This window comes from Parasediminibacterium sp. HNIBRBA5674 (assembly GCF_056745525.1).
Genome location: NZ_JBQWIE010000045.1, coordinates 1 through 25,702 on the forward strand (window position 1 = coordinate 1; position 25,702 = coordinate 25,702).

General features: G+C 35.9%; 24 protein-coding genes. 10 read left to right on the forward strand and 14 right to left on the reverse strand.

The features are described from left to right. The first annotated feature begins 153 nt into the window (after positions 1-153). Together ACT9TX_RS16470 and ACT9TX_RS16475 are read left to right on the forward strand one after the other, a co-directional pair. Entirely contained in the window at positions 154-504 is a 351-nt protein-coding gene (locus ACT9TX_RS16470; RefSeq protein WP_481339925.1) for a hypothetical protein, read from the forward strand. A gap of 90 nt (positions 505-594) precedes the next feature. After that, entirely contained in the window at positions 595-693 is a 99-nt protein-coding gene (locus ACT9TX_RS16475; RefSeq protein ID WP_481339927.1) for a transferrin receptor-like dimerization domain-containing protein, read from the forward strand. A gap of 99 nt (positions 694-792) precedes the next feature. Here ACT9TX_RS16475 and ACT9TX_RS16480 read toward each other — a convergent pair whose 3' ends face one another. The 8 genes from ACT9TX_RS16480 to carB all read right to left on the reverse strand — a co-directional run bounded on the left by ACT9TX_RS16480 (position 793) and on the right by carB (position 8,734). After that, a complete protein-coding gene (locus ACT9TX_RS16480) occupies positions 793-1,224 on the reverse strand; it encodes a GNAT family N-acetyltransferase (RefSeq protein ID WP_481339928.1) in 432 nt (143 codons plus the stop codon). Between the two features lie 116 nt (positions 1,225-1,340). Then, complete coding sequence (locus tag ACT9TX_RS16485; RefSeq protein WP_481339930.1) at positions 1,341-2,528, reverse strand: hypothetical protein; 1,188 nt, start codon at positions 2,526-2,528, stop codon at positions 1,341-1,343. A gap of 123 nt (positions 2,529-2,651) precedes the next feature. Beyond that, positions 2,652-2,942, reverse strand: a complete 291-nt coding sequence (locus tag ACT9TX_RS16490) for a hypothetical protein (RefSeq protein WP_481339932.1) — start codon at positions 2,940-2,942, stop codon at positions 2,652-2,654. A 722-nt stretch (positions 2,943-3,664) separates the two neighbouring features. Next, positions 3,665-4,228, reverse strand: a complete 564-nt coding sequence (locus tag ACT9TX_RS16495; RefSeq protein ID WP_481339934.1) for a helix-turn-helix domain-containing protein — start codon at positions 4,226-4,228, stop codon at positions 3,665-3,667. A gap of 303 nt (positions 4,229-4,531) precedes the next feature. Continuing rightward, the gene (gene hemN / locus ACT9TX_RS16500; RefSeq protein WP_481339936.1) at positions 4,532-5,902 is read right to left on the reverse strand and encodes an oxygen-independent coproporphyrinogen III oxidase; all 1,371 of its coding nucleotides are present in this window, start codon (positions 5,900-5,902) and stop codon (positions 4,532-4,534) included. Positions 5,903-6,007: 105 nt separating this feature from the next. Continuing rightward, positions 6,008-6,469, reverse strand: coding sequence for a DUF1801 domain-containing protein (locus ACT9TX_RS16505; protein ID WP_481339938.1), 462 nt, complete (start codon positions 6,467-6,469; stop codon positions 6,008-6,010). 100 nt (positions 6,470-6,569) lie between these two features. Beyond that, a complete protein-coding gene (locus ACT9TX_RS16510; protein ID WP_481339940.1) occupies positions 6,570-6,932 on the reverse strand; it encodes a CoA-binding protein in 363 nt (120 codons plus the stop codon). A 155-nt stretch (positions 6,933-7,087) separates the two neighbouring features. After that, positions 7,088-8,734 carry a carbamoyl-phosphate synthase large subunit gene (gene carB / locus ACT9TX_RS16515; protein ID WP_481339942.1) on the reverse strand — a complete coding sequence of 549 codons (1,647 nt, stop codon included), beginning with the start codon at positions 8,732-8,734 and terminating at the stop codon, positions 7,088-7,090. Positions 8,735-9,002: 268 nt separating this feature from the next. On the opposite strand from carB, the gene bcp reads away from it, so the two are divergent. Both bcp and mutY read left to right on the forward strand, forming a co-directional pair. Continuing rightward, positions 9,003-9,470: a thioredoxin-dependent thiol peroxidase gene (bcp, locus tag ACT9TX_RS16520; RefSeq protein WP_481339944.1), complete on the forward strand. Its 468-nt coding sequence runs from the start codon at positions 9,003-9,005 to the stop codon at positions 9,468-9,470. A 110-nt stretch (positions 9,471-9,580) separates the two neighbouring features. After that, entirely contained in the window at positions 9,581-10,645 is a 1,065-nt protein-coding gene (mutY, locus tag ACT9TX_RS16525) for an A/G-specific adenine glycosylase (protein ID WP_481339946.1), read from the forward strand. Between the two features lie 272 nt (positions 10,646-10,917). On the opposite strand, the gene ACT9TX_RS16530 is transcribed toward mutY, so the two are convergent. Continuing rightward, on the reverse strand, positions 10,918-11,310 hold the full coding sequence (locus tag ACT9TX_RS16530) for an HIT family protein (protein ID WP_481339948.1): 393 nt from the start codon (positions 11,308-11,310) through the stop codon (positions 10,918-10,920). 39 nt (positions 11,311-11,349) lie between these two features. Then, entirely contained in the window at positions 11,350-12,633 is a 1,284-nt protein-coding gene (gene purD / locus ACT9TX_RS16535; RefSeq protein ID WP_481339950.1) for a phosphoribosylamine--glycine ligase, read from the reverse strand. A 124-nt stretch (positions 12,634-12,757) separates the two neighbouring features. Here purD and ACT9TX_RS16540 point away from each other — a divergent pair, with 124 nt between their 5' ends. After that, positions 12,758-14,263, forward strand: coding sequence for a peptide MFS transporter (locus tag ACT9TX_RS16540; RefSeq protein WP_481339952.1), 1,506 nt, complete (start codon positions 12,758-12,760; stop codon positions 14,261-14,263). Positions 14,264-14,349: 86 nt separating this feature from the next. Here the strand turns inward: ACT9TX_RS16540 and ACT9TX_RS16545 are convergent, their stop codons facing one another. The 3 genes from ACT9TX_RS16545 to ACT9TX_RS16555 all read right to left on the reverse strand — a co-directional run bounded on the left by ACT9TX_RS16545 (position 14,350) and on the right by ACT9TX_RS16555 (position 17,751). Continuing rightward, positions 14,350-15,219, reverse strand: coding sequence for an aldose 1-epimerase family protein (locus ACT9TX_RS16545; protein WP_481339954.1), 870 nt, complete (start codon positions 15,217-15,219; stop codon positions 14,350-14,352). A gap of 30 nt (positions 15,220-15,249) precedes the next feature. After that, positions 15,250-16,344, reverse strand: a complete 1,095-nt coding sequence (pdxA, locus tag ACT9TX_RS16550) for a 4-hydroxythreonine-4-phosphate dehydrogenase PdxA (protein WP_481339956.1) — start codon at positions 16,342-16,344, stop codon at positions 15,250-15,252. A gap of 345 nt (positions 16,345-16,689) precedes the next feature. Then, positions 16,690-17,751, reverse strand: coding sequence for a DUF4357 domain-containing protein (locus tag ACT9TX_RS16555; protein ID WP_481339959.1), 1,062 nt, complete (start codon positions 17,749-17,751; stop codon positions 16,690-16,692). A 211-nt stretch (positions 17,752-17,962) separates the two neighbouring features. Here ACT9TX_RS16555 and ACT9TX_RS16560 point away from each other — a divergent pair, with 211 nt between their 5' ends. The 5 genes from ACT9TX_RS16560 (at position 17,963) to ACT9TX_RS16580 (ending at position 22,528) form a co-directional block, all read left to right on the forward strand. After that, positions 17,963-18,706 carry a hypothetical protein gene (locus ACT9TX_RS16560; RefSeq protein ID WP_481339961.1) on the forward strand — a complete coding sequence of 248 codons (744 nt, stop codon included), beginning with the start codon at positions 17,963-17,965 and terminating at the stop codon, positions 18,704-18,706. A gap of 563 nt (positions 18,707-19,269) precedes the next feature. Further along, positions 19,270-20,091, forward strand: a complete 822-nt coding sequence (gene rsmA, locus ACT9TX_RS16565; protein ID WP_481339962.1) for a 16S rRNA (adenine(1518)-N(6)/adenine(1519)-N(6))-dimethyltransferase RsmA — start codon at positions 19,270-19,272, stop codon at positions 20,089-20,091. Positions 20,092-20,281: 190 nt separating this feature from the next. Further along, positions 20,282-21,205: an NAD(P)-dependent oxidoreductase gene (locus tag ACT9TX_RS16570; protein WP_481339964.1), complete on the forward strand. Its 924-nt coding sequence runs from the start codon at positions 20,282-20,284 to the stop codon at positions 21,203-21,205. Between the two features lie 102 nt (positions 21,206-21,307). Continuing rightward, positions 21,308-21,511: a cold-shock protein gene (locus ACT9TX_RS16575; protein WP_379015026.1), complete on the forward strand. Its 204-nt coding sequence runs from the start codon at positions 21,308-21,310 to the stop codon at positions 21,509-21,511. A 195-nt stretch (positions 21,512-21,706) separates the two neighbouring features. Continuing rightward, positions 21,707-22,528 (forward strand): purine-nucleoside phosphorylase, encoded by an 822-nt coding sequence (locus ACT9TX_RS16580; RefSeq protein WP_481339966.1) that lies wholly within the window; start codon positions 21,707-21,709, stop codon positions 22,526-22,528. A gap of 85 nt (positions 22,529-22,613) precedes the next feature. Here the strand turns inward: ACT9TX_RS16580 and ACT9TX_RS16585 are convergent, their stop codons facing one another. Continuing rightward, positions 22,614-24,437: a T9SS type B sorting domain-containing protein gene (locus ACT9TX_RS16585; protein WP_481339967.1), complete on the reverse strand. Its 1,824-nt coding sequence runs from the start codon at positions 24,435-24,437 to the stop codon at positions 22,614-22,616. Between the last annotated feature and the right edge of the window lie 1,265 nt (positions 24,438-25,702).

Consider the following 25,702-nt stretch of genomic DNA (forward strand, 5'->3'; position numbering starts at 1 on the left):
TGAATAATCCTCCTGAATGGGTTGACATAGCTGACCAAAACATAGTTTCATTTTAGTAATAAAACGAAAAAAAACTTATTTTTGTATCTGAATACAATTGTCGAAGAGGTCTAATATGGTGTAGCCTTATCAAAAACTGCAGGTAGAGCCGCTTTGCGGCTTGCAAATGCTGAAGCCTCACCATTTAATTTTAGAAATCTGTCTAAAATCATTAATGGCTATGTAACTGATTTACTAGAAATGACCAACACTTTAAGAGAAACTACTGAACTTGAAAATCAATTGGTACAAAACAAAACTTATGTTTTAGCCGCTGACCCTAAAAACAAATTAAAAGCACCAACTGGAAAAGCAGAAGTACCATTTATAGATTTTTCGCCTGTACAAAATGCTTTAAAAGCCCTAGATAAAAGCGCGGAAGAATTAGCCAAAACTTGGAATAAAACTACCACTAAAGCAGAAAAAGACAAACTTAACAAAGCTTTATTTCAGGCTGAACAATAGTTATTATCACCAACTGGCTTACCAAGAAGAAACTGGTTTAAACATACCATTTATACACCCGTCTTTTACACAGGTTAAGGCGTAAAAACAATGCCTGGCATAAGAGAAGCTATTGAGCAAAGAAATTGGAAAGAGGCGCAAGAACAAGTAATAATTGTGGCTGATACCATTAATCGTTTAGGGAGCTAATTATTGCAAGTTGCTAAATAGAATTAGGCTATCACATAACAAACTGGGCTTCACTTTTAAAAGCGAAGCCCAGTTATATTTTACAAAAAATTGTATGCATTATGTTAATTGCTTTTCCATCTCATAGTGCGGTACAGTTACTTCTTCAAATTCATCGCTACAAACACTGTAGCCGAGTTTTTCATAAAAACCAACAGCCGTTTTACGAGCATGCATCGTTAGTTTTTTATAGCCTGCGTCTCTTGCAACATTTTCTGCAAAATTCATTAACGCTCTACCAATGCCTTTTCCTTGCAAGCCATCTAATACCGCCATTTGACGCAACTTTACCGTACCAGGTTCTATTTCTGTAAGTAAGCAACAACCTTCTAATTCTTCCTCATCAAAACAACCAAGCAAAATATCTTCTTTTTCTTTTTCTAAATCTTCCTTGGAAAATATTAATCCCAAAGGCGCACGCAAAATTTGCATACGCAAATCAATCATTTGGTTGTACTCTTTTGTGCCGTGATCTATAAATTTTAATGCCATACTCTTTAATGTTAGTTGTTCAAGATACTGTTTTATTACACGAATTAAAGTAATTTCACTAATTACACAAATACTTGACCATTGACCATTGACCATTGACCATTGACCATCGACCATTAACTATTCACTTTACCGTAATGCATTTCTGGATGCCTTTCAAATGGATGTTTTGTTTCATCAAAAATATAACGCCAAGTAATCATGTGGCGGCTTTGAATACCACCTAAGCTCTTGTAAATATTAATCATTTTAGGATTCCAATCACCAGCCCAGCCCATTTCGTAGCTATTGTACCAGCCTTTGTTTTGTATTACCAATGCCGATTCATAAATCATAAAACTATCAATACCCAAAGCTTGATATTTAGGTACTACACCAAAAGCTAGGCCAACTAATTTTTTACACTGCCCAGTTTTTTTCATCCACAACAATCTTAGCTTTTCTACCAAGCCAAATTTACCATTAAAATGTTTAAAATATTGGTTTACATCTGGTATATGAATAGACATTGCAATGGGTTCATCTTTATAATAAGCAAACCAAACCGTGCGCACATCTATTATGGGTTTCATGGTGTTAAAGAGTTTTATTACCTGCTTTTTAGAAATCTCTTTGGCCTCGCCATGTTGCGCCCAAGCTGCATTGTACACCGTTGCAAAGTCTAATGCATATTTTTCTAAATCATCTAAGCTAGCATGCCTTGCGGTATAATCAGGCTTGGTTTTAAACTTTGCGTGGCGCTCTGGAAAACGTGCTGGCAGCGGCGCATCTACCTCCATTCTATAATAATACTGATTGTAGTAGTTTTTGAAACCATATGCCATAAATAAAGCCTCGTAATAAGGTGGATTGTAAGCCATACCGTAAGCGGGTTCTTCGTTAAAACCCTCTACCAGTAAGCCCCAATTTTTATCTCTATCGCCAAAGTTTACAGGGCCATCCATTGCCTCGCAACCTTGACTTTGCAACCATGCTTTACCCGTATCAAATAGTAAGTTGGCGGCTGCTTGGTTATCAATACAATCGAAAAAGCCTACGCAACCTGTTGTAAATTCTGTGCCTTTATTAATGTAATGGCTATTGGTAAATGCGGCAATACGGCCAATGGTTTTGCCAGCATCATCTTTAAGTATCCAACGTTTGGTATCGCCGTATTTGTAGTTTTTGTTTTTCGCTTTATCAAATACCTCTTTCACTTCATTATCCAGAGGCCTTATGTAGTAAGGGTTACCTGCATTTACGGTTGCATTAATTAGCAAAAATTCTTTCTCTAAACTGGCACTCGTTACTTCTAATATTTGCATACAAAACCTATTTGTACAAATGTAGTGTTTGAGGGTTTAATAGGAACGCTGTTAGCTAAGCAAAAAGATTTTAAATCTTTAACTCTAAGGTCTGGATTGCAAATCCCGACCAACAAAACATATTTAATGACTAGCCAGATATTCTTTAATGGCGTAATGGTAAATAGATTGCCCTACTGCTACCTTATTTAAATAAGTGGCTTTTAATGCAGGATTTTTTAATATTGCTTGTGCATACTTTACGGCTTGGCTAAATCTGCCTTTTTCTGCTAACTGTTTGAAGCTAGGTTTTACATTACTCATATCGGGGTACTTACTAATTACCGTTTTAGTAGCATACTGTTTTACCACTAATTTCTTACCTAAATGGCCCGACATGCCTTGTAGCAGTATATTGTTTTGCGTAGTTGCCATATGGCAAAGATATGGTGTTTATATATTCATCCTACGTTTATCTTACGTTTATCTTACGTTAAAATTATATTAAGGGTAAATATTTGCCATATGGTGTTTATGCCATAAAAAAAGTTATAACCCTTTTGAGGGATTGGCTACTAGTTGTTGTGTTATACTTTTAATGGCTGTTTGCTATTTTTAAGATGTGAGCAAAAAATACTACTTGCTAGTATAAAAGGTGTTGCACAATGCTGCAAAGCGAACAGAACGTACATACCGATAGCTATCGGTAGAGTGACACAACAGAAGCACAATAGTAGTAATACAGTTGGTTAAACCAATAATGGCATTAAAGATGCCTTTTATCTGTATTTAGGGATGCCCTTTGGAACATCACGAAAAGCGATTAAACCAATCGTTAAAACCGCTTTTAAATTTTTGTCGTATATAGGTACAAATAATTAGGAAATAACTATTGATAGGCAAATCGTAGCAGATTTGACTATTGTTATGGTAACTAAGGAGCTATAATTAATATACAAAAGTGAAAATTTTACAAACTTTACAAATATTTGTGTAAGAATTTAAGAAATGAACGGGCTGATATTTGTGTAACAAAAGATACAACACCAACTAACTTTTATGACAAACGCAATTATACTCATCGTATCTGGCTTATTTATAGGCGTGGCCTATTACACACGACCTGGCAATCACTACAACAAACCATAGTTTTTATGCTATTTCAATTTGTTTGGTGTTACTTGTCGCTTTTTCTTCATTTGCTTGTAAAAAGAAGGTGATAAGCCTGTAATTTTTTTAAACTGATTAGAAAGATGTGCAACACTACTGTAATTAAGTTGGTACGCAATTTCAGTAAGCGTTAGTTGATCGTATAACAGCAACTCTTTTACACGCTCTATCTTGTTGGTAATAATGTACTGCTGTATAGTTATCCCTTTTACCTCGGTAAATAAATTGGAGATATAATTGTAATCGTAGTCTACTTTTTCGCTGATGTAATGCGAATAATTGATAGCTGGCAATTCGTTAGAGAAATGAATCATTTCAACTATCACGTTTTTTACTTTTTCTATTAAAATACTCTTCTTATCGTCTAATAATTCAAGACCTGTTTTTAATAAATTTTTCCTGAGCGTTTCGTGTTGTTCAGGTGTAATATCAACTAATAATTCTACAGCACCTAAATCTACTACCACATGCGGTAAACCCATTTTCTGTAGTTCTTCTTCTACCATTGCTTTGCAACGCAAACTCACCATGTACTTAATGTATAACTTCATATTTCAACACCTCAATTTTTTAGTAAATCAACACAAGTTGCTTTCACACAACATAACACTAAAACAGGGTTTAGGGCAACGCTTATCACAATGAGAAAAAAGCACAAGGAAACACAAATGTATAGGGCATATAAAAAATAGACTTACACAAATACTTGTAAGAATTACATAATTCACAGATTTTACAAATGATGAAAACCTCACAGCAAAATAGCATAGGAGAAAATCAATTCAAATAAAAACTTCCTTACTTCATTGCCCTGTGGTTCTAAAATCACATTTCACTTCTCGCCTTTCACATCTTTACACTGCTTTGCTAAATAGAGGTTTTGCAGTAGTTTGTTGTTGACTGCGCAACAATTGCAAGTCAAATGCTTTGCAAATGTTGCGGATAAAATGCTTGCCGAATTCAGTAACCATTAAGCCCGTTTGATTCCATTGTACCAAACCATCGGCTGCTAATTTTTCTAATTCAGGAAAGGTAAATTCTCTCAACAATGATATGTGCTTAGTATGAAATACAGTGCGACCATTACAACTGATATTTAGGATATAGCGTTTAAAATCTACATCTTCTTCGGTTAAAAAATAGCCTTTTACAACACTTAATTTACCTGCATTTATGGCTTGGTAATAATCGTGTATAGTTTTGTGGTTTTGTGCAAAAGCTACGCCAGCATCGCTAATACTTGACACACCTAAACCAAGCAACATGCCTGTATTTTGGGTTGTGTAGCCCATAAAATTGCGGTGTAGCTTGCCTTGCAATTTAGCTGTGTACAAGTCATCATGCGGTAGTGCAAAATGATCCATACCAATATCTTGATAACCATTATCGGCAAATAATTTTTTACCTAATTGGTACAATTGCATTTTGGTATCAGTACTTGGCAAATCGTTTTCATCAAATAGACGTTGGCCTCTGCTTGTCCAAGGCACGTGGGCATAACTGTAAAAAGCCACACGGTCTGGCTGCAAGCTGATGGTTTGCAAAATAGTATTGGCCATGCTACGCAGGGTTTGCTTTGGTAGGCCATAAATCAAATCAAAATTCACAGATTGGTAACCAATGCGCCTTGCTGTTTCGGTGGCACGTTGCACATTTTCAAAAGGCTGAATACGGTTAATAATACGCTGTACTTCTGCATCATTATCTTGTACACCAAAACTTACTCGTCTAAATCCTAGGTTGTATAAGGTTTGTAAATGTGCTTCTGTGGTATTATTTGGGTGACCTTCAAAACTAAACTCATGTTCTGGGTGAATAATGGCATCTTTAAAAATTTGCGTCAACAACTTTTCTAAATTTTCTGGCGAGAAAAAAGTAGGTGTACCACCACCAATGTGCAGTTCTCTTATTACAGGTTTTTCAGTCATTAATGCCAAATACAATTGCCATTCTTTAATAATTGCTAGGCTGTATTCATCTTCTACACCATGCTGGGTGGTTATTTTTTTGTTGCAGCCGCAGTACGTACACAACGATTCGCAAAATGGCAGGTGTAAGTACAAACTAATGCCTTGTGAGCTATTGGTAATGGTAAATTGCTGCTGAAAGGTTTGCTGCCATTGATTTACACTAATACCTTCTTTCCAAAAAGGCACAGTAGGATAACTAGTATAGCGTGGCACAGCCACATTGTATTTGTTTAAAAGCTGTAAGCTTACCTGCATAAATTGTGATTATACGGCAAAACTATCTAGCTGGTGTGGCGCAGAATATGAGGAAGGTCAGTTTTAAAGATGATTTGTTTCACAGAAAGTAAATACGCAGATTACTTATTTCTTTTTCACAAAGGCGGCTTCATATTTTTCAATCCATTGGCCTACAGTAATTTTTGCTGCCAATTCACCTATTAAAGCAAAAGGTATTTGATCCATTTTTTTAAATCGTACACAACCTTTGCCCATATCTATTTTAGACGTACTAACTTTTGTGTAAGCCTGCAAAAACCAGTCAAGCAAATCAGTATCGCCGTAAATACCTAAGTGATGCAATACGATAAAGTTTTTCTGTGAGCCAATGCTTATAAAAGGCAAGGCATCTTTTGGCTTGCAATGGTAACCATTTGGGTAAAGACTGTGCGGCACTACATAGCTTATCATGCCGTATTGCATGGTTTCTTCAAAACCTTTTGGTAGATTTTGCTTGATGATGTCACGCAAAGTGCTCATTGCTTGTTTTCTATCTTCTGGCAGAGAAAGTAAATATGTTTCAGGAGAAGTTTCGGAAGACTGCATAGCTGTTACATTTTTGTTGAACTAAAATAGGCTTTTGCATTGACTTAGAATACAACAAGTATTTTCACTATTCACTATTGAGCAATGACCTATGAACCATTTAATATTGCCCTGTGCTTAACAACACCAAAGTACAAGCTTCTATTGGCTCAATACCATTGGCTTCGGCCAAACTAGCCAATTCATCATTTTCTGTACCGGGGTTAAAAATTAGTCGCTTAGGATGTAACGATACAATATAATCGTAGTAAGTTTTTTGATTAGCAGGACTTAAATACAGCGTTACTGTATCTACATTGTCAATGGGTGGATGTTGAGTAATAATAGGCGTTGCACCTATTATACCAGCTTTAATACCAATGGCTGTAACAGGATGCTGATGTGCCACTAATTTTTGCGTAGCTAAAAAGCTATAACGTTCTGGGTTTTCAGAAGCACCAAGTACAACGGTATTTTTGGGCATAACAATTATTTTTCACCACATAGGCACAGTAGGCACAAAGTAGTATTAAAGAATAACGAATCTATTAGGCAAGGTTATAAATAAAAAAGCACATTAAACGAATAGCTTGGTTACTATGTGTCTAATGTGCCTATGTGGTAAAGTTTTACTCCAGCCTAATTTTCAAACGTACTGTAGAAATACGGTGTTTTTGCTTCAAACTCAGCGCTACAAGTATCTACCATTTTGTACACACGAGTAATACCAAGGGCTTTACGTTTTTCGTACACTTGGTCATCATTGCAATTACCTTGTAATACTTTAGCTATTTGTGCATCACTAAAGCCATTTTTCTTCGCTTCTTTAAGCAAATCTTCTGGCAAGGTTTCTAAGCGATAGTTAGCAATGTCTTTTTCTATCGTACACAGCTTTTGTATTTGGTACAAAAACCATCTATCAATACCAGTTGCTTGTGCGATACTTTTTACCGTACTACCTTGCATCAATGCATCTTTAATACGGAAAATCCTATCCCATTTTGGTGTTTTAATATACTCAACAATTTCCTCGCTCTTCATCAAACTTTTACCATAATAACCCAAACCAATGGCATCGTTTTCTAAGCTCACACAAGCTTTTTGTATCGCTTCTGTAAAGCTTCTACCAATACTCATTACCTCACCTACGCTCTTCATTTGTAAACCCAAAGTATCATTAGCACCTTTAAACTTATCAAAATTCCAGCGTGGTATTTTTACAATCACATAATCTAATGCAGGCTCAAAGTAAGCCGATGTTGTTTGTGTAATCTGATTTTTCAATTCATCTAAACTATAACCAATAGCTAGTTTAGCAGCAATTTTTGCAATAGGGTAACCAGTTGCTTTACTTGCCAATGCAGAAGAACGACTAACACGTGGGTTGATTTCTACCGCAATTAGTTCTTCTGTTTCTGGGTTTTGAGCAAACTGTACGTTACAACCACCGTGGAAATTTCCAATGCTACGCATCATCAACATGGCTTGGTTACGCATATCTTGAAAAGCCGTATCGCTCAATGTCATAGCAGGTGCTACAGTAATACTATCACCTGTATGCACACCCATTGGGTCAAGGTTTTCTACAGTACAAATAATTACTACGTTATCATTTTTATCACGCAATAATTCTAGTTCAAATTCTTTCCAACCAAGTACTGCTTTTTCTACCAATACTTCATGAATTGGTGATGCTTCTAAACCTCTTTTTAAAGCTGCATCAAGCTCAGTTTTATCGTGTACAAAACCACCACCTGTACCACCAAGGGTAAATGATGGACGAATTACCAATGGAAAACCAATTTGTTGTGCAAACTCTTTACCTTCTAAAAAGCTATTTGCTACATGGCTTGGTGCTACTTTCACACCTATTTTCATCATCAATTGGCGAAACTTCTCACGGTCTTCTGCAGTATCTATCGCCGCTACGTCTACACCAATCATTCGGCAATTATATTTTTCCCAAATACCAAGCTCATCTACTTCTTTACACAAGTTCAATGCAGTTTGGCCACCCATGGTAGGTAATACCGCATCAATGTTATTTTCAGCCAAAATACTTTCTATACTTTCTGGGGTTAATGGCAATAAATACACTTTATCTGCCATCATTGGGTCAGTCATAATAGTAGCAGGATTACTATTAATCAAAATCACCTCAATACCTTCTTCACGTAAGCTGCGTGCAGCTTGCGTACCAGAATAATCAAACTCACAAGCCTGACCAATAATAATAGGGCCAGAACCAATAATTAAAACCGATTTAATTGAACTGTCTTTAGGCATGATTTGAATTTGGTAACCAGCTTTAGAACAAGTATTTGGCTGCTGTTGCGTCGCACACTTGAGCGTTCTTACCGCTGATTGAGCTAAAAAAATAAAATTGTGCAAATGTAAGGGTGTGGTACAAAAAAAGAGGTCATAAATTTTCAGAAAAGCCATTGTGGGGATAATAGTTTACATTAGCCGCCTTGCAATAGCAAGTTAATGGTTGTAGCAGCAACAAATTCGCTCTCCTTCTGTTATTATTACATCAATACAAACACATTTATTTATGGCGGTATTAAAAGAAGGCAGCAAAGCCCCTGCATTTAAAGCAGTTGACCAAAACGGCAAAACCATTGCACTTAAAGATTTTATAGGCAAAAAAGTAATCTTATATTTTTACCCAAAAGACGATACACCAGGATGTACAGCACAAGCTTGCAACCTTAGAGACAATTATCAACTATTGCTTGACAAAGGTTTTGCAATTATTGGCGTAAGCACAGATAGCGTAAAAAGCCACAAAAAATTTGAAGAAAAATACGAATTGCCTTTTCCTTTAGTGGCAGACGAAGACAAGAAAATTGTAGACGTGTACAACCTTTGGGGCGAGAAAAAGTTTATGGGTAAAACCTATATGGGCACTACACGTACTACTTTTTTGATAGATGAAACTGGTAAAATAAAACACATCATTGCTAAGCCAGATACCAAAAATCATACAGAAGAAGTGCTTGCAGCTTGGGATAAAGCGTAACTTTTTCAATTAAGAAATTCTCACCACATAGGCGCAAAGCCACATAGCATTAGCATTTATGTATGTTTTTCTATGTGTCTTTGTGCCTTTGTGGTAATTAAGCGTTTTTTATGCAACAATCAGCATTTACCAAAACACTACTACAATGGAACGAGCATGACAACGACCGTCCGATGCCTTGGAAAGGTGAAACAGATCCTTATAAAATTTGGCTCAGTGAAATTATTTTACAGCAAACGCAAGTAAAACAAGGTTGGGGCTATTACGAACGCTTTATTAGCAACTACCCTACTGTACAAGATTTAGCAGCAGCAACAGATGAAGCGGTGTTTAAATTGTGGGAAGGCTTGGGCTATTACAATCGTTGCAAAAACTTACTAGTTACTGCAAGATTTATTACTAACGAATTAGGTGGTAAATTTCCAAATACATACGACGAAATTGTAGCGCTAAAAGGTGTAGGGCCATACACAGCCGCTGCCATTGCTTCATTTGCATTTAACCTACCTTATGCAGTGGTTGATGGCAATGTGTTTAGAGTTTTGGCAAGAGTTTTTGGTATAGATACCGCCATTGATAGCACTAAAGGCAAGCAAGAATTTACAGCACTTGCCAACAAGGTTTTAGATACTAAACAGCCTGGTATTTACAACCAAGCTATTATGGATTTTGGTGCAACTATGTGTAAACCATTTGCGCCTCAATGCCATATTTGTCCATTACAAAATACCTGTGTAGCTTATCAAAAAGGCAGTATGAATTTATTGCCAATAAAAGAGAAAGTGCTTACTAAAAAAAGCCGCTGGCTATACTATTTTGTGATTGAAAATGAGGGCAAAACATTGGTACATAAACGCACTGCAAATGACATTTGGCAAAGCCTTTATGAGTTTTACGTACTAGAAGCAAATGAACAACAAGATTGGACGAAAACACAAGTACAGCAATGGTTTCAGCAGCAGTTAAATGTAACTGACGTTACTTTAATCAGTGTATCACCTTTACAAAAGCAGCAGCTAACACACCAGTTAATTAAAGGTCAGTTTATAAAAGTACAAGTAGCATCAGTGCCTAAAACATTAGCACATTACGAGTGGGTAAATAATAACGACATAAGCAAATTGGCTTTCCCTAAATTCATTAATCAGTATTTAACCGAGTTTGTAAACTTGTAAGAACTTCGAATGTGCGAATTCAGGGACTTCGCACAGCGAGAAACGCATTGCACAAATGCAAAGCCAGAATTTAGTGTGAAAAACACATTGCACATGTGCAAAGCCAAATCTCAAGTTGAAAAAACGCATTACACTCGTACAAAGCCAAATTTCAAGTTGAAAAAACGCATTACACTCGCACAAAGCCAAAATTCATTCTGAAAAAACGCATTGCACACCTGCAAAGCCAAAATTCGCTACAGAACAAGTAAGATATGCAATACTTAAACAATTTATGGCAACGCATTAATAATAGCTTGCTGAATGGCAACAAATTCATCTTTACTAAAACTCAATTTTTTATTGCCCAAATTCACATCATCAGGTACATCTGTTGGTATTAAGTGTACATGTGCATGTGGCACTTCTAAACCAACGGTTATCATATTCACACGGTTACAAGGAAACGCCTTTTCAATAGCATGTGCAATAGGTTTTGCAAATAATAACAAGGCTGATAAATAACTATCAGGCACATCAAAAATTTTATCTACTTCTATTTTAGGTACCACCAATACATGGCCTTTTTTTACAGGAAAAATATCTAGAAAAGCAATGAACTGCTCGTTTTCTGCAACTTTATAAGCAGGTATTTCGCCAGCAATTATTTTAGAGAAAATAGTCATAGTTGTGAAACGTAAAAGGTAAAACGTGAAATGATAATATTATTCAAATTCAAAGCCAATATCTCTTCTATAATTGATGCCATCAAAATGAATATTTGCCAATACTGCTTTCGATTTTTCTACTGCGGCTTTAATGCTATCACCTGAGGCTGTAACCGTTAATACACGGCCACCATTTGTAACTACACCTTGTTCGGATTGCTTAGTACCAGCATGAAAAACCATAGCCGCCCCTAGCCCCTCCAAAGGTGGGGGAAAGGAAATCAGTTTTCCTTTTTCATAATCACCAGGATAACCACCACTTACAGCCATTACTGTAGCAAAATAGTCTTCATTAAAATTAATATTTGCATCTTCTAAAGTACCGTTATCCATTGCTGCAAACAGGCTCAACAAATCAGTATCTAATCTTGCCAAAACAACTTCAGTTTCAGGGTCACCCATTCTGCAATTGTATTCAATTACTTTAGGTGTGCCATCGCAATTCATCAATCCAAAAAAGATAAAACCATTGTACACCAAATCTTCTTGTTGCAAACCTTTTACCGTAGGTAAAATAATGGTTTCTTCTACTTGCTGCATAAACAAGTCATCCATAAAAGGCACTGGTGTTACACAGCCCATACCACCTGTGTTTAAGCCTGTATCGCCTTCGCCTATACGTTTGTAATCTTTTGCATGACCAATAATTTGATAATCTACACCGTTGGTTAATACAAACACGCTTACTTCTATCCCTTCTAAAAATTCTTCAATCACCACTTTGCTACTTGCATCGCCAAACTGCTGATTGATAATCATATTTTCAAACACTTCTAATGCATCAGCATGTGTAGCGCTTATCACCACGCCTTTACCGGCAGCCAAACCATCTGCTTTTAATACTATTGGCAATGTATGATTGGCAATGTATTGTTTACCTTTTTCAAAATTATCTTTGGTAAATTCTGCATAAGCAGCGGTAGGAATATTGTGCCTTTGCATAAATTTTTTAGAAAAAGCTTTACTACCTTCAAGCTGTGCAGCCGCTGCCGAAGGGCCAACTACAAAGCCTTTCCACATATCTTTTGCTGCCTCCATAAAGTCGTAAATACCTTTTACTAAAGGCTCTTCTGGACCAACTACCAGTACATCAATCTTATTATCAATACAGAATGTTTTAATGGCTTCAAAGTCAGTAATACCAAGGTTTACATTGGTGCCAAATTGCTGCGTACCAGCATTACCAGGTGCAATAAATAGTTGATTACAATGGTGACTTTGAGAAATTTTCCAAGCCAACGCATGTTCACGGCCGCCACTACCAAGTATTAAAATATTCATGATTATAGGTTAGTTGGCTGCAAAAGTAAACCCTGCTTTTGAGAAGAAGTTTTGTTGTTAGGATTTTGTTTGAAATTAATTCCTATTTTGAGCGATATTTTTAAAAACCAACTCAAAATCTTTTATGAACGATTCTGCAGTGCAAAAAGGTCACCCAAAGGGGCTATATGTTTTGTTTGCCACCGAAATGTGGGAACGCTTTAACTACTATGGCATGCGTGCCATTTTAATTTTGTTTATGACAAAAGCCTTGCTTTTTGACAAAGCTTTTGCATCAAACTTATATGGTAGTTATACAGGTTTGGTGTATTTAACACCATTGTTAGGTGGTTATATTGCCGATAGATATTGGGGCAACCATCGCTCTATTATTACAGGTGGTTTAGTGATGGCTCTAGGCGAGTTTGTATTATTTTTCTGTAGCAACCTTTACCAAAGTGCACCACAATTATCTTCAGTTTTATTTTTTACAGGCTTAGGTTTAATGATTGCAGGTAATGGCTTTTTTAAACCCAATATTTCTTCTTTAGTAGGGCAATTATACCCTGATAAAGACAATAGAAAAGATGCAGCTTATACCATTTTTTACATGGGTATTAATGTTGGTGGCGCTTTCGGCCCGTTTGTATGTGGCTTGGTGGGTGATACTGGCAATCCTGCTGATTTTAAATGGTCTTTTTTGGTAGGTGGTATTGGTATGTTGATTAGTGTATTGGTGCAAATGGCATTTCATCACAAATATGTAAAAGGCCCTACAGGCCAAGTACTCGGTTTAGTGCCAGACACTGCACCTAAAAAAGCAACGAATCCTATAGTAGTTTTTGTAGGTTTATTAATATTATCACTAGTAACTGTAGCCTTAATTTATATCGATGCTAAAGTGTTTAACTACTTATTTTACTTGCTAATAGCTTGTATTTTATTAATTGCCTTTATAGTTTTTACCGATAAAGGTTTGTCCTCAGCAGAAAAAACCAAAGTATCTGTAATTTTCATTGTATCCTTCTTTGTTATTTTCTTTTGGAGCGCTTTTGAACAAGCAGGTGCTTCTCTTACCTTCTTTGCAGATGAACAAACGAATAGACATCTAGGTAGTTATGTTGTTCCTGCGAGCTTTTTTCAATCTCTTAACTCAGTTTTTGTAGTGTCATTTGCACCAATCTTTGCATGGTTATGGTTAAAGCTGGGTAAAAAAGAGCCATCATCACCTACCAAAATGGCCTTAGGTTTATTGCTATTAGCTATTGGCTATTTATGGATTGCTTTTGGTGTAAACAATGTAGCGCCTGGTATTAAAGTAAGTATGATATGGCTAACAGGCATGTATGCATTACACACTTGTGGCGAGTTATGTTTATCACCAATTGGTATGTCTTTGGTTAATCAATTAGCACCACTAAAATTTGCTTCTTTGCTAATGGCTGTGTGGTTTACAGCGAATGCCTTTGCTAATAAATTTGCAGGTGTATTAAGTAGTTTGTATCCAGATAAAACACCAACATCATTTCTTGGTATTTATCAAATGAACAACCTTTACGACTTCTTTATGCTATTTGTTGGTATGGCTGGTCTAGCTTCACTAATTTTATTTTTATTGACCAAGAAACTACAAACTATGATGAAAGCCTAATCAGTTTTTATCATAGTTGACTAATAAAAATAGCCGCCATTTGCAGTTGCAATTGGCGGCTATTTTTACATATTGTTCCAATAATTCTAAAACATTTCTACAGCCCAAGTTCTTGTAAATGTGTCGTTAGCTGCAAGCCTATTAATACCTTCTTTCTCTGTAAATTGGCTTGAGGTAGCTACATTATCAGCTATACCACACCAAGGTTCTATACAAACAAAATCTGCGTTTTTAGCTGCCCAAATACCCATATAAGGAAAGTCTGTGTAGCTGTAAGTTAGCCCATGATTGTTCTTAGTATTCAAAATAGAAATAGCGGTTGATTTCAGTTCTTTAAACACCAACGCATCTTTATAAAACAAAGCTTTAGTTAATGGCAATTTGTTGGTATTTTCCAAGCAAGGCACAGGTTGTAATTCTACCAAGCCATCAGCAGCTAATGGATAAATACCAGCATTTTCAGTTTCGTTAAATGCTAAATAATAATCGTCGTAAGCATCGCCTTGCACCAATGGTACTTTAAAAGCAGGATGCGCACCTACTGAAAAATACAAAGTTTCTTCACTTGGGTTTTCTACAATATAACTTACCGAAAGCTTATTAGCTTCAATGGTGTATTTAACAGAAAACTTAAAATTAAAAGGATATTGCTTTAAAGTTTCTTCTGTTGCCACAATAGTAAATGTAGCTGTATCATCGGTTTGATTACTCACTGCAAACACCATTTCTCTTGTAAAACCATGACGCCCCATTGTGTATTGCTTACCAGCAAATTCGTAGTTACCATTTTTCAAGCCACCAACTATTGGAAATAAGGTTGGGCTTTGCTTTGGCCAAAACTCAGGATTGCCATCCCATAAATATTCTAAGCCAGTTTGTTTGTTGTAAATGCTAGTTAATTCTGCGCCTTTAGGTGTAATGTTTACCTGTAAGTGCTCGTTAGTTAAGGTTACCATCAGCAAGGATTTTTTCTTGGATTATAAAACTTACGCCTCTGTCTCTTCTAATCTTTCATCCACACTATTGGCTATAAATCTAGCACTCATTTTACGTAAAGGATTTCTTCTTGCCTCAGCATAGCCATTTCTGCGTCTGTAAATATCTACCGCTTCAAACGTAGCCGCCAAGAAAGAGCTTGCATCTGCTTTGTCTTTACCAGCAATGTCAAATGCTGTACCGTGATCAGGGCTTGTGCGTACACCTTCTATACCAGCGGTAAAGTTTACACCTTCACCATAAGCAAGCGATTTAAATGGTATCAATCCTTGGTCGTGATACATGGCAAGCACACCGTCAAATTTCTCATGCAAACCTCTTGCAAAAAACGCATCCGCACTATAAGGACCAAAAGCTAGCATACTATGCTTAGCATCTTTTATCGCATATTTTATCACCGTTTCTTCCTCATTACCTATTAAGCCTTCGTCACCTGCATGTGGGTTTAAGCCCAACACAGCAATTTTCGGTTTCTCTATACCAAAGTCTTTTAGCAAACTATTGTTCATCATTTTCAGCTTGCTCAAAATAGCTTCTTTGGTGATGTGTTTACTTATCTCAGCCACAGGCACATGTTCTGTTACCAAGCCCACACGCATGTTATCAGCCACCATAAACATCAAAATATCGTTCACGCCAAACATCTCTTTTAAGTAAGGTGTATGGCCGTTATGCTTAAACGTGTCAGACTGTATATTTTTTTTATGAATAGGCGCAGTTACCAACGCATGAATCTGCTTGTCTTTCAAGGCTTGCACCGCTTGTTCTAGCGATATTAAAGCGTATTTACCGCCCAATTCGTTCAGTTGCCCAGGTGCTATCGCCACTTCTTCTTCCCAGCAGTTAAACACGTTTACTTGCTTGTGGCTCAGCTTGTTCAGCTCTTTGGTTGAGTGATAGCTAAAATTAATTTCAGGCAAGCCCTTTCTGTAAAAATTAATGCTTTTATTACTTGCAAACACTACTGGTGTGCACACATCTACAATGCGAGGGTCGCTCAATGCTTTAATAATCAATTCTATACCAATGCCATTCAAATCACCACAAGTAAACCCTACAATTGGCTTTTGCAATTCGTAATTCATACACAAAAAGTTAAAGTGTAAATGTAGGGAAGTTTAAGGGTTTTAGCCATTGCGTTCTAGCTTTACTGCAATTGCCATATTTATGTAACCAGCTTTGGTACTGCTATCATACATCGTTGCAAGTTTATATTGAGCTTGCGAAATACCTACTTGTACGGTTAGATACTTTATTGGGCTTTTATTGTAGCGTAGATTTTTTTATGCGAAGGGGCAAAGAAAGCAAAGGGCGCAACGGTTGTTATACTGATACACTGCCGTTGTTGTGTCTTTGACCAACAACGAAGAATGGTAGACGTAAAGAAAATCGGTATTAACATCGACAAAAGATTCAACTATTTTATTACCTTATTTTGAAGATCGCCACTGTTTATTGCCATCTGCGCTGTCACCTAGTTCAACACTTGCTGCACCACTTTTTGAATTAAACTCAACATCTTTTGTAAATATCCTATTCTCATCTATTATTCCATCTTTAAAATATTGTGTTCTTTTTTTAAAGGCGGCTGGTGCGCTTGTCTGAAACTTTGGTGCTGTATTAAGTGAAACTCTTGAGCCTTTTAGAACTACGAAATTTCCGTTAGAACTAATTTTTCCAAAAGCAAGACATCCATTTTTATTTTCAATCTTAAATGTATCGCCAATTGCCTCAGTAATTACTTCCGTTGTTTGAAACATTGGTTTCTGAATAGGATAAGCAAATGTGTCGGCTAGGTTAATTAAATTGATGTTCGCAGGAAAAAATGTTTCTGCTTTTTTGATGGCAATGTCTGGAATTTTACCTGCTCGAATATCAGATACAACCTGTTCTTTAGATTTTAATTGGTCATTAATTTCTTGAACTTTCTCTTTTAATTCATTTATCTCATTTTGCAATTCAACGACTTGCTCTTCTTTAGCTGATTTAATGCGTTCTATTTCCTTTACAACTTGCATAATTTCTTTCTCACGATTTTCCACATGACCAAAAAAATCATCATTTTCATAGTTACTAAATCCAATAATCTTTTCAAGACGGCTTAAAAGTTTCAAATCCGTAAGGTCTTTTAATTGAAATTCATAAATCACCTTCTCAGCAAAAGTTCTTCGATGTCGCCATTGAGGTGAATAAATTCTAAAATGTCTACCATTAGTTAAAATTGCTAATACAGGAAGTTCTTTACCACTATAGTCACTGAGCTGTTGCACATGATTGTTAATATTTATTCCTAAAGCCTTTGTTTCAACAATAATTCTATTTCCAATATTTATATCTATTCTACTTCCTTGTGCTGCATGTTCAAGATCCAATTCAACATGGTTGAACGCCTGTAGAAAGGGGATAACGATTTTATACTTGACATTATTCTCACTTTGAATAAAGTTGGTAAAATCAGTATTTGCCAAATTATTTAGCTTTTCTATATTCATTTTATTCGGTCTTTTTCAATTAAATTAAACCCATAAAAAAGTTGTAGTATTTCAAAAATACTTGTCCTAATTCAATCTGTGAAAATAATTCAATCGAACAACCAAATCAAAGGCTCACATTTTAATCCAAATATTTTCCTAAAAAAAATCCCTTACAACTATACTGTATATCAAAATATGCATTACATTAGCTTTGGTAAAACTACATACTATGGCTACTTCAAAAGTTGTTCGTGCTTATTCTGGTTCTGATGCTGAAATGCTTACCGCTGCTGCTACCATTATTGGTCATGCTAAGGATAATAAAGCGGCTTTAATTGCTAAACGTAGTAGCTGGAAAGACCCATTTTTTAGCAATATTTCTGCCGCTATTGATAATGCTTTTGTCAATATTTTAGGTGTTGATAGCGTAAAAGACCAGAAAAAAGCTACCAAAGCCTTATTAAAAGCTACAAAGGAAATAGTGCCACTTTTGGGTGATTTTAAAACACAAATAGAAGTAGACTTTGAAGATGATAACCGTGAAAAAGATATTTTACTAAGCCTTGGCTATGGTTTAATGCCTAAAGTACAAAAAGGCGACCAAGAAGCTTTAACCAAACTATTAGCCACTTTTACAACTAATATGTCAGCCACTTTAAAGCAAGAAATTGTAGATGCTGGCACCGATGCTGAGATTATTGATACCATCATTAGCTATGCAGCCATTATAAAAGACAGCAACGTAGCCCAAGAAAAACAAAAAGGCACTAAGAAAAATATTACTGCTGATGGCATTACACAACTAAATGCCATTTACAAACAAACCATTGGTGTGGCTAAAATAGCCGCTCGTTTTATGTCAGCAGATGAAGCAAAAGCATCATTATTTAGCTTTAATAAAACCAAAGCAGCATTAAACGCAACCACTGCAACAGCAGCTTCTAAAGCTAAAAAAGCAGCCCCAAAAGCCTAGTACAACAGAGTGAAAATCTTATACTTTAAGTTTATTACTAAACACATATTACCTAACCCAAGGCTTCAGCCTTGGGTGGCAATGAAAATAATATTGGCTTTAGCCAAAGTTTAATAGCTGTAGAAGCACTTTGGCTAAAGCCATATTTCATGAACTTTTATTTCCCAAGGCTGAAGCCTTGGGTTATTCTTTTAGATACATACAAGCAATTTTATCTCATGTGCCTATCTGCCTATGTGGTAAAAAAGACAAGCGCTTATCTAAATAGCACCTGCCCTTATCTAAGCTATATCTGTGCTTATCTAAGGCATAGCGGGGCTATCTAAATTATTGCTGCCTTTATCTAAATAGTTTCGGTGCTTATCTAAGCTACACCTAGCCTTATCTAAGCACTAGTGGTGCTTATCTAAACAATTTCTGCCCCTATCTAAACATTTTCTATTCTTATCTAAGCAATCTAGTGGCTTATCTAAGCATTTTCGGCCCTTATCTAAGCCCTACACAAATCCAAACCCGATAGCTATCGGGTCATAAATCCATTTCACTATGTTACTTTTGCCGCAATGCAATACACACTCAAAAAATCACTCGGGCAACATTTTTTAAAGGACGAAAATATTTGTAAGCAAATAGTAACAGCCTTGCAAGCACACCCTTTTACCAATCTGGTAGAGGTAGGGCCAGGTGCTGGCGCATTAACCAAATACCTGCTGCCAATAGAAAATATTAACTTTAAAGCAGTAGAACTAGATGATGAAAAAGTGGTGTATCTGCATAAAACCTATCCTGCTATTGCTGGTAAAATTATTAATGCCGACTTTTTAAATATCAGCGCACCATTTGCAGATAATTTTACCGTAGTGGGCAATTTTCCTTACAATATTTCGTCGCAAATACTGTTTAAAATTCTCGATTGGAAGGACCAAGTGCCTGTGGTAATTGGTATGTTTCAAAAAGAAGTGGCTATGCGTGTAGCAGCCAAAGAAGGTAGCAAAGTGTATGGCATTATCAGTATTTTAATTCAGGCGTTTTATGAGGTTGAATACCTGTTTGACGTGCCGCCAGAAAGTTTTAATCCACCACCTAAAGTAATGAGTGGTGTAATAAGATTGACTCGCAAGCCAACGAGCTTAGCTGTAAAAAGCCAGAAAGAATTTATACTGCTGGTAAAAATGGCTTTTAACCAACGTAGAAAAATGCTACGCAATGCAGTGAAAGGATTGTTTACCGCAGAAGTATTGCAAGACCCATTTTTTAACCAACGTGCAGAACAAATAAGTATTGAAAAATTTGCCGAGCTAACATTTAAAATGAACACAGGTGTGAAGATTGATAGGAACGCTGATGTAGATGGGCACGCTGATGACACGGATTTAGCGGATTAAAGCAGATTTTTTAATCTACCAGTTATGATGATAAAAGAACAGAACGTACAAGTGTGCGACGCAACGATGTTTAATTGAAATGCTAGTGCTGGTAACAAAAAAATCCTGAATATCATTGAGTTCATTCCAATCATTTGAAATCACAAATCCAAAATCATTTAATTTCATTAGAATCATTTAATCATACATTATGAAAGCAATTATTACTGCCAAAGTGCATCCTTACTTGCAAGCAACTTTGGAGAAAAATGGCTACGAGGTAACGTATTTACCAGCCATTACTTATGAAGAATTGGGTGCGCTAATAGGCGATATGACTGGTTTGATTATTACTACAAGATTAAAAATAGATGCACCAATGCTTGATAAAGCGCCCAACCTAAAATGGATTGGCAGACTTGGTAGCGGTATGGAATTAATAGATGTGCCATACGCAGAAGCCAAAGGCATTACTTGTGTGAGCAGCCCTGAAGGTAATAGAAATGCTGTGGCTGAGCACAATTTGGGCTTTTTACTAAGCTTGATGAATAAGATAAACAGCAGCCACCAAGAAGTAAAAAAAGCCCTTTGGCTGCGTGACGAAAACCGTGCTGATGAATTACTGAACAGAACCGTAGGCATTATTGGTTATGGCAATACGGGTAGTCAGTTTACCAAACTATTAGCCCCATTTGAAGTACAAGTTTTGGCACACGATAAATACAAAACTGGCTTTGGTAATAGCTATGTAAAAGAAGCAAGCTTAGAAGAAATATTTGAACAAACTGATGTGGTAAGCATGCATTTGCCATTAACCGCCGAAACAAAATACTATGCGAATGATGCGTTTTTCAACAGCTTTAAAAAGCAGCCATATTTTTTAACAGCTTGCCGTGGTAAGGTTACAGATACGGATGCATTGATTACTGCTTTGAAAAATGGCAAGGTAAAAGCGGCCGCATTAGATGTACTAGAAAATGAAAAATTAAGCAGCTACAACGATAAAGAAAACGAACAATTGCAATGGTTGCTTGCTCAGCCAAACGTAATAGTAACGCCACATATAGCCGGTTACAGCCACGAAGCTTTCTTTAAAATGGCTAAAGTAGTATTGGATAAATTGGGTATTAACTAATGTTAAAATTTGGCAGCCTTTTAATCTTATTTTAAGTTTAATTAGGCTGCTCGGCTTAATAAGCCTATGTTTGCCGCTCAATTTTAATTTACAATTTTACAAATGGACACAAAAATCACAGGAACTGTAAAGTTCTTCAACGAAGAGAAAGGATTTGGTTTCATCAAGCATGATGATTCAAACAAAGAAACTTTTGTACACGCTAATGGCTTAATCGATCAAATCGAAGCTAATGACAAAGTACAATTTGACGTGCAAGAAGGCCGTAAAGGTTTGAATGCCGTTAACGTAAAACGTATCGCATAGTAGTAATACTCTATAATACATTTTATCAAAGAGGCCGTGTTTGTACACGGTCTTTTTTTATGCCCATACTTATCAGTGATTTAATGATTTGAATGACAAAAATGATTGTTGCTATTCAATTTTGGTAGATTAATTTCTTCTTGGTACAAGTACAATGCATACGTACGCTATATTTGAAAGATTAAACAAAGACGTATGAGTGAATTATTGCAACAACTACAAGAAACAGTTACTTACATCAAATCTCAATTTACTAGCGAAGCTAAAATAGGTATCATTTTAGGCAGTGGATTGGGTAATTTTTCTCAAGAAATAAAAGCAGAAAAAGAAATTGCATATAGCGATATACCACATTTTCCTGTGAGTACCGTGAAAGGTCATGGTGGTAAATTAATATTGGGTGAATTAGGTGGTAAAAAAGTATTGGTAATGAGCGGCCGCTTTCATTTTTATGAGGGCTACAATCCTTTACAAGTTACTTACCCTGTACGTGTAATGAAATTATTGGGTGTAGAAACCTTGCTATTATCTAATGCTGCAGGTGGTGTGCATCCAGATTTTAAAGTGGGCGATTTAATGATTATTAACGACCATATTAGTTTCTTCCAAATTAACCCACTATTAGGCCCAAATGATGATAGCTTAGGGCCTCGTTTTCCTGATATGAGCGAGCCTTACAGCAAAGCATTAATTAATAAAGTATTGGCTATTGCTAGCGCAAATGATATTAAAGTGCACCAAGGTGTGTACACAGGCGTTACCGGCCCTACTTTTGAAACAAGAGCAGAATACCAATTGATTAAAGCCATAGGTGGCCATGCAGTAGGTATGAGTACGGTGCAAGAAACCATTGCAGCAGTGCATTGTGGTATGCAAGTATTTGCCATGAGTGTTATTACCGATTTGGGTATTCGTGAAGAAGAAAATATTATTACCCACGAAGAAGTATTACAAGCGGCCAAAGAAGCCGAACCTAAATTAACATTACTGTTTAAAGAATTGATTAACCAGTTGTAAAATATCTGAGCAAAAGCAATACTATGGCTTAACAAAAAAGGGTTTGATCTCAAATACGAGTCAAACCCTTTTCTTTTTGGCGATTTTATCTAATCAAAACTACCGTGCCTTTTCTGTACACTTCACCACAGTTAGTAATTGCAACCACCTGATACACATAAGTACCTAATGGCTGTGCAATGCCTTTATATGTGCCATCCCAACACGTGTTACTATCATTACCACTAAAAATACGTTCACCAAAGCGGTTATAAATATCCAATTGCAAATATGATACATTACCCCACTTTTTTACCCCAAAACAATCGTTAATCCCATCACCATTAGGTGTAAATGCAGATGGCATTTGGTAGCCAATATCTGATGCAGCATTAGATACCGTTACAAGTATCGAGTCTTCGGTATAGCAACCTTGTGTGCTGTAGCTTTTTACATGGTACATAGTGCTAGCAAATGGTGTGGCAACTGGATTGGCTGTGGCCGCGTATTGCAATGTTTGCGTAGGATACCAAAAATACTTTGCGCCGCCGCTAGCGTGCAATGTGGTTATACCTTTTACGCAATTAATATCGTTGTCTTTAGTAAGCCTCAAGCTTGGCGGCTGATTAACCACTACAACCACAGAATCGGTAGTGCTACATTTATTGGCATCAGTAACGGTAATATTATACTGTGTTGCAACTAATGGCTTCGCAATGGGATTACTAATACTTGCATTGCTTAGGCTAGCGCTTGGCTGCCAATTATAAGCACCAGTTGCACCAACTACTTGCAAGGTGGTACTATCGCCCTTACAAAAACCACTATTACCTGTAATGCTAAATACAGGATTTGGTAATAAACGAACAGCCACTGTATCGCTGCTAAAGCAAGTAGGCAAGTTGTAACCTGTAACTATAAAACTCGTGTCTTTAAGCGGCAATGCAATAGGATTAGCAATAGTAGTAGAAGATAGATAAGTATTGGCCTGCCACACATAGCTATTAGCCCCACTAGCTTGCAATTGTAGCGTGTTGCCTGTACAGATAGCAGTATCAGCATTTAGGGCAAGTACAGGCTTATTAACCACTGTAATTGTTATTGAATCTCTCTCAACTACTAAGGGTGCAAATACAATATCATCCAACGCAAAATCATTACCAGTTCTAATAGTATCTTTATTTATAACCGAAATAGAAGCATTGGTAGCATTACCAGATTTCCATGTAGTGTAAAACTGCTGCCACTGCCCTTCTACAGCACTTGCTTTAAAAACATTACCAATTTGACTACCATTAATTGAAAATTGAAGCTCAGCCGGATTACCTGAATAAATAGATTGTAACCAAACTGAAAAAATGTAGTTAGTATTTGTGGTTACTGGTACATCTTGTTTCCATACAATGATGTTAAAAACCGTGTCGCCATTTACCAACAACATATTGCCTGTACCTGTTGTATGGTCTACATTACTATTTAAAAATGGATGCCACGGAAAAGAATTAGTACCTACATAATATACACCTTCGGGTATGCCAGAGTTTGAATAAACATATTGAGAAGTAAAGCCAGTATTACCAGCTGAAAAATCGCCATTAACTACCAAATTATTACCTATTGTTTGTGTTTGTAGTAAATATTTTGTTGTGGATATAGGTGTTGCAATGGGATTACTTATTGTACTATCGCTTAAATCTTTTTTCGGTGACCATGTATAGCTAAATGCAGGTAAAGCTTGTATTGATACTGATTGACCAATACAAACTGATGTGTCGTTTGTGATTATTAGTGTGTCAAGCTTAAAAAAAGCTGTTGTAGAAAAAATGCTATTTTCAATTTTAAATTTAACTGTGTATTCTACAAAAGTATTACCCTTCGCATTATTTAAAATAAGCAATAATATAATAGGTAATAAGTGTTTTAGCTGCATTTGCAAATAGGTAAAAATAAAATCATAAATACTATGCCAAAAAAAAATTATTACAGGAAACATAATACTAAATTATCAATCTATTAGATGATTTTTAAAAATTAGCGAAACTTTAAAATTACGAGGTTTGTAACATGTAACTAAAATAAAAAAGCACTTGCTTTTTCCGTAAGTAGTTTAGTAATGTTGAACTCTTTAAAAGTTCTTATAGGCAGGAATCAAACCCACACTTACATTTCGACGAACAGGATATTAATTCGATAAAATAAGTCAATATGCTTTAACTCAGTTGACTCTATTTAAACAAAATCAACTGATTATCAGCATTTTAAGAGAAAGTCATTATTCTTGTAAAACCTGTTTTATGGCACTCTAACTAGTGTTTGCTTGCAAATTTTTGAGGAAGATATTTTGTCAAAATGAAAAATTTTCAGTTATGATAGCTACAGTAAAATCTTTCTAATTGAACGTAGGATGAAAATCAAAACAGGTATCTATCCATTAAAATTCTAGGTTACACACAATAGGGTTGCGCTGATGTACCCTCTTGCAAGCAAACTCACATCATCCGATTATCAGAAATTATCTTCTAAAAGGATAAGTGATAATTTGGCATTGGTAGGGGATAAACAAAAAAATTAGAATTGAAAGTCGCAATTGACACAAAATGAAGCCTACTCAAGTTGAAATAATTGAAAAAGATATAATTAAATATTATTTTATAATAACTATTAATTAACATTTAATTTGAAAAACATAATAGACCCTTATATGCGCAAAATTTATTCCATTATCGCTTAGTTGCAATCTATCCTTAGTACCTTTAATAACTGCTGTACTATTGCCAACAATTTAAGTAGTGTTCTATATTCTTTTAACTTGCCAATATAACTGTACTGAATAAATTATTGGCTAAATTACTACTCTGGCAATCTTTGGTAACTAAATGTATCTCTCATTCACTAAAATACTATGGTGACTCCTAAATAATTACTCTCGAAAAAGTTTATCCTCGAAATTAGTTAACGAAAATATCTTAAAACAAGACAGAGTTGCAACTAAAATAGCCTAATAGATAAAATGAGTTAAATAAAAAATTTAATTATGATTAAATTCCTTTAAATAAGTTTGCGATTGCGTATTATTATATTAGAAAGATAAACCCCTATATTAATCACATATGAACAAAATAATTGACCACATCAATATTGATAATTTTGCCGTTACGCCTAAATACTTACAAATTGCTAATTCAATACTAAAAG

What these genes read in the sequence shown, in the direction of transcription:
- ACT9TX_RS16505 (WP_481339938.1), bottom strand. Translation starts at nt 6,469, where the DNA reads ATGCAGTCTTCCGAAACTTCTCCTGAAACATATTTACTTTCTCTGCCA.
- ACT9TX_RS16530 (WP_481339948.1), bottom strand. Translation starts at nt 11,310, where the DNA reads ATGACTATTTTCTCTAAAATAATTGCTGGCGAAATACCTGCTTATAAA.
- ACT9TX_RS16485 (WP_481339930.1), bottom strand. Translation starts at nt 2,528, where the DNA reads ATGCAAATATTAGAAGTAACGAGTGCCAGTTTAGAGAAAGAATTTTTG.
- ACT9TX_RS16490 (WP_481339932.1), bottom strand. Translation starts at nt 2,942, where the DNA reads ATGGCAACTACGCAAAACAATATACTGCTACAAGGCATGTCGGGCCAT.
- ACT9TX_RS16545 (WP_481339954.1), bottom strand. Translation starts at nt 15,219, where the DNA reads ATGGTAACCTTAACTAACGAGCACTTACAGGTAAACATTACACCTAAA.
- pdxA (WP_481339956.1), bottom strand. Translation starts at nt 16,344, where the DNA reads ATGAATTACGAATTGCAAAAGCCAATTGTAGGGTTTACTTGTGGTGAT.
- bcp (WP_481339944.1), top strand. Translation starts at nt 9,003, where the DNA reads ATGGCGGTATTAAAAGAAGGCAGCAAAGCCCCTGCATTTAAAGCAGTT.
- ACT9TX_RS16540 (WP_481339952.1), top strand. Translation starts at nt 12,758, where the DNA reads ATGAACGATTCTGCAGTGCAAAAAGGTCACCCAAAGGGGCTATATGTT.
- ACT9TX_RS16510 (WP_481339940.1), bottom strand. Translation starts at nt 6,932, where the DNA reads ATGCCCAAAAATACCGTTGTACTTGGTGCTTCTGAAAACCCAGAACGT.
- mutY (WP_481339946.1), top strand. Translation starts at nt 9,581, where the DNA reads ATGCAACAATCAGCATTTACCAAAACACTACTACAATGGAACGAGCAT.
- ACT9TX_RS16575 (WP_379015026.1), top strand. Translation starts at nt 21,308, where the DNA reads ATGGACACAAAAATCACAGGAACTGTAAAGTTCTTCAACGAAGAGAAA.
- ACT9TX_RS16560 (WP_481339961.1), top strand. Translation starts at nt 17,963, where the DNA reads ATGGCTACTTCAAAAGTTGTTCGTGCTTATTCTGGTTCTGATGCTGAA.
- rsmA (WP_481339962.1), top strand. Translation starts at nt 19,270, where the DNA reads ATGCAATACACACTCAAAAAATCACTCGGGCAACATTTTTTAAAGGAC.
- ACT9TX_RS16570 (WP_481339964.1), top strand. Translation starts at nt 20,282, where the DNA reads ATGAAAGCAATTATTACTGCCAAAGTGCATCCTTACTTGCAAGCAACT.
- hemN (WP_481339936.1), bottom strand. Translation starts at nt 5,902, where the DNA reads ATGCAGGTAAGCTTACAGCTTTTAAACAAATACAATGTGGCTGTGCCA.
- ACT9TX_RS16475 (WP_481339927.1), top strand. Translation starts at nt 595, where the DNA reads ATGCCTGGCATAAGAGAAGCTATTGAGCAAAGAAATTGGAAAGAGGCG.
- ACT9TX_RS16580 (WP_481339966.1), top strand. Translation starts at nt 21,707, where the DNA reads ATGAGTGAATTATTGCAACAACTACAAGAAACAGTTACTTACATCAAA.
- ACT9TX_RS16585 (WP_481339967.1), bottom strand. Translation starts at nt 24,437, where the DNA reads ATGCAGCTAAAACACTTATTACCTATTATATTATTGCTTATTTTAAAT.
- carB (WP_481339942.1), bottom strand. Translation starts at nt 8,734, where the DNA reads ATGCCTAAAGACAGTTCAATTAAATCGGTTTTAATTATTGGTTCTGGC.
- purD (WP_481339950.1), bottom strand. Translation starts at nt 12,633, where the DNA reads ATGAATATTTTAATACTTGGTAGTGGCGGCCGTGAACATGCGTTGGCT.
- ACT9TX_RS16495 (WP_481339934.1), bottom strand. Translation starts at nt 4,228, where the DNA reads ATGAAGTTATACATTAAGTACATGGTGAGTTTGCGTTGCAAAGCAATG.
- ACT9TX_RS16555 (WP_481339959.1), bottom strand. Translation starts at nt 17,751, where the DNA reads ATGAATATAGAAAAGCTAAATAATTTGGCAAATACTGATTTTACCAAC.
- ACT9TX_RS16480 (WP_481339928.1), bottom strand. Translation starts at nt 1,224, where the DNA reads ATGGCATTAAAATTTATAGATCACGGCACAAAAGAGTACAACCAAATG.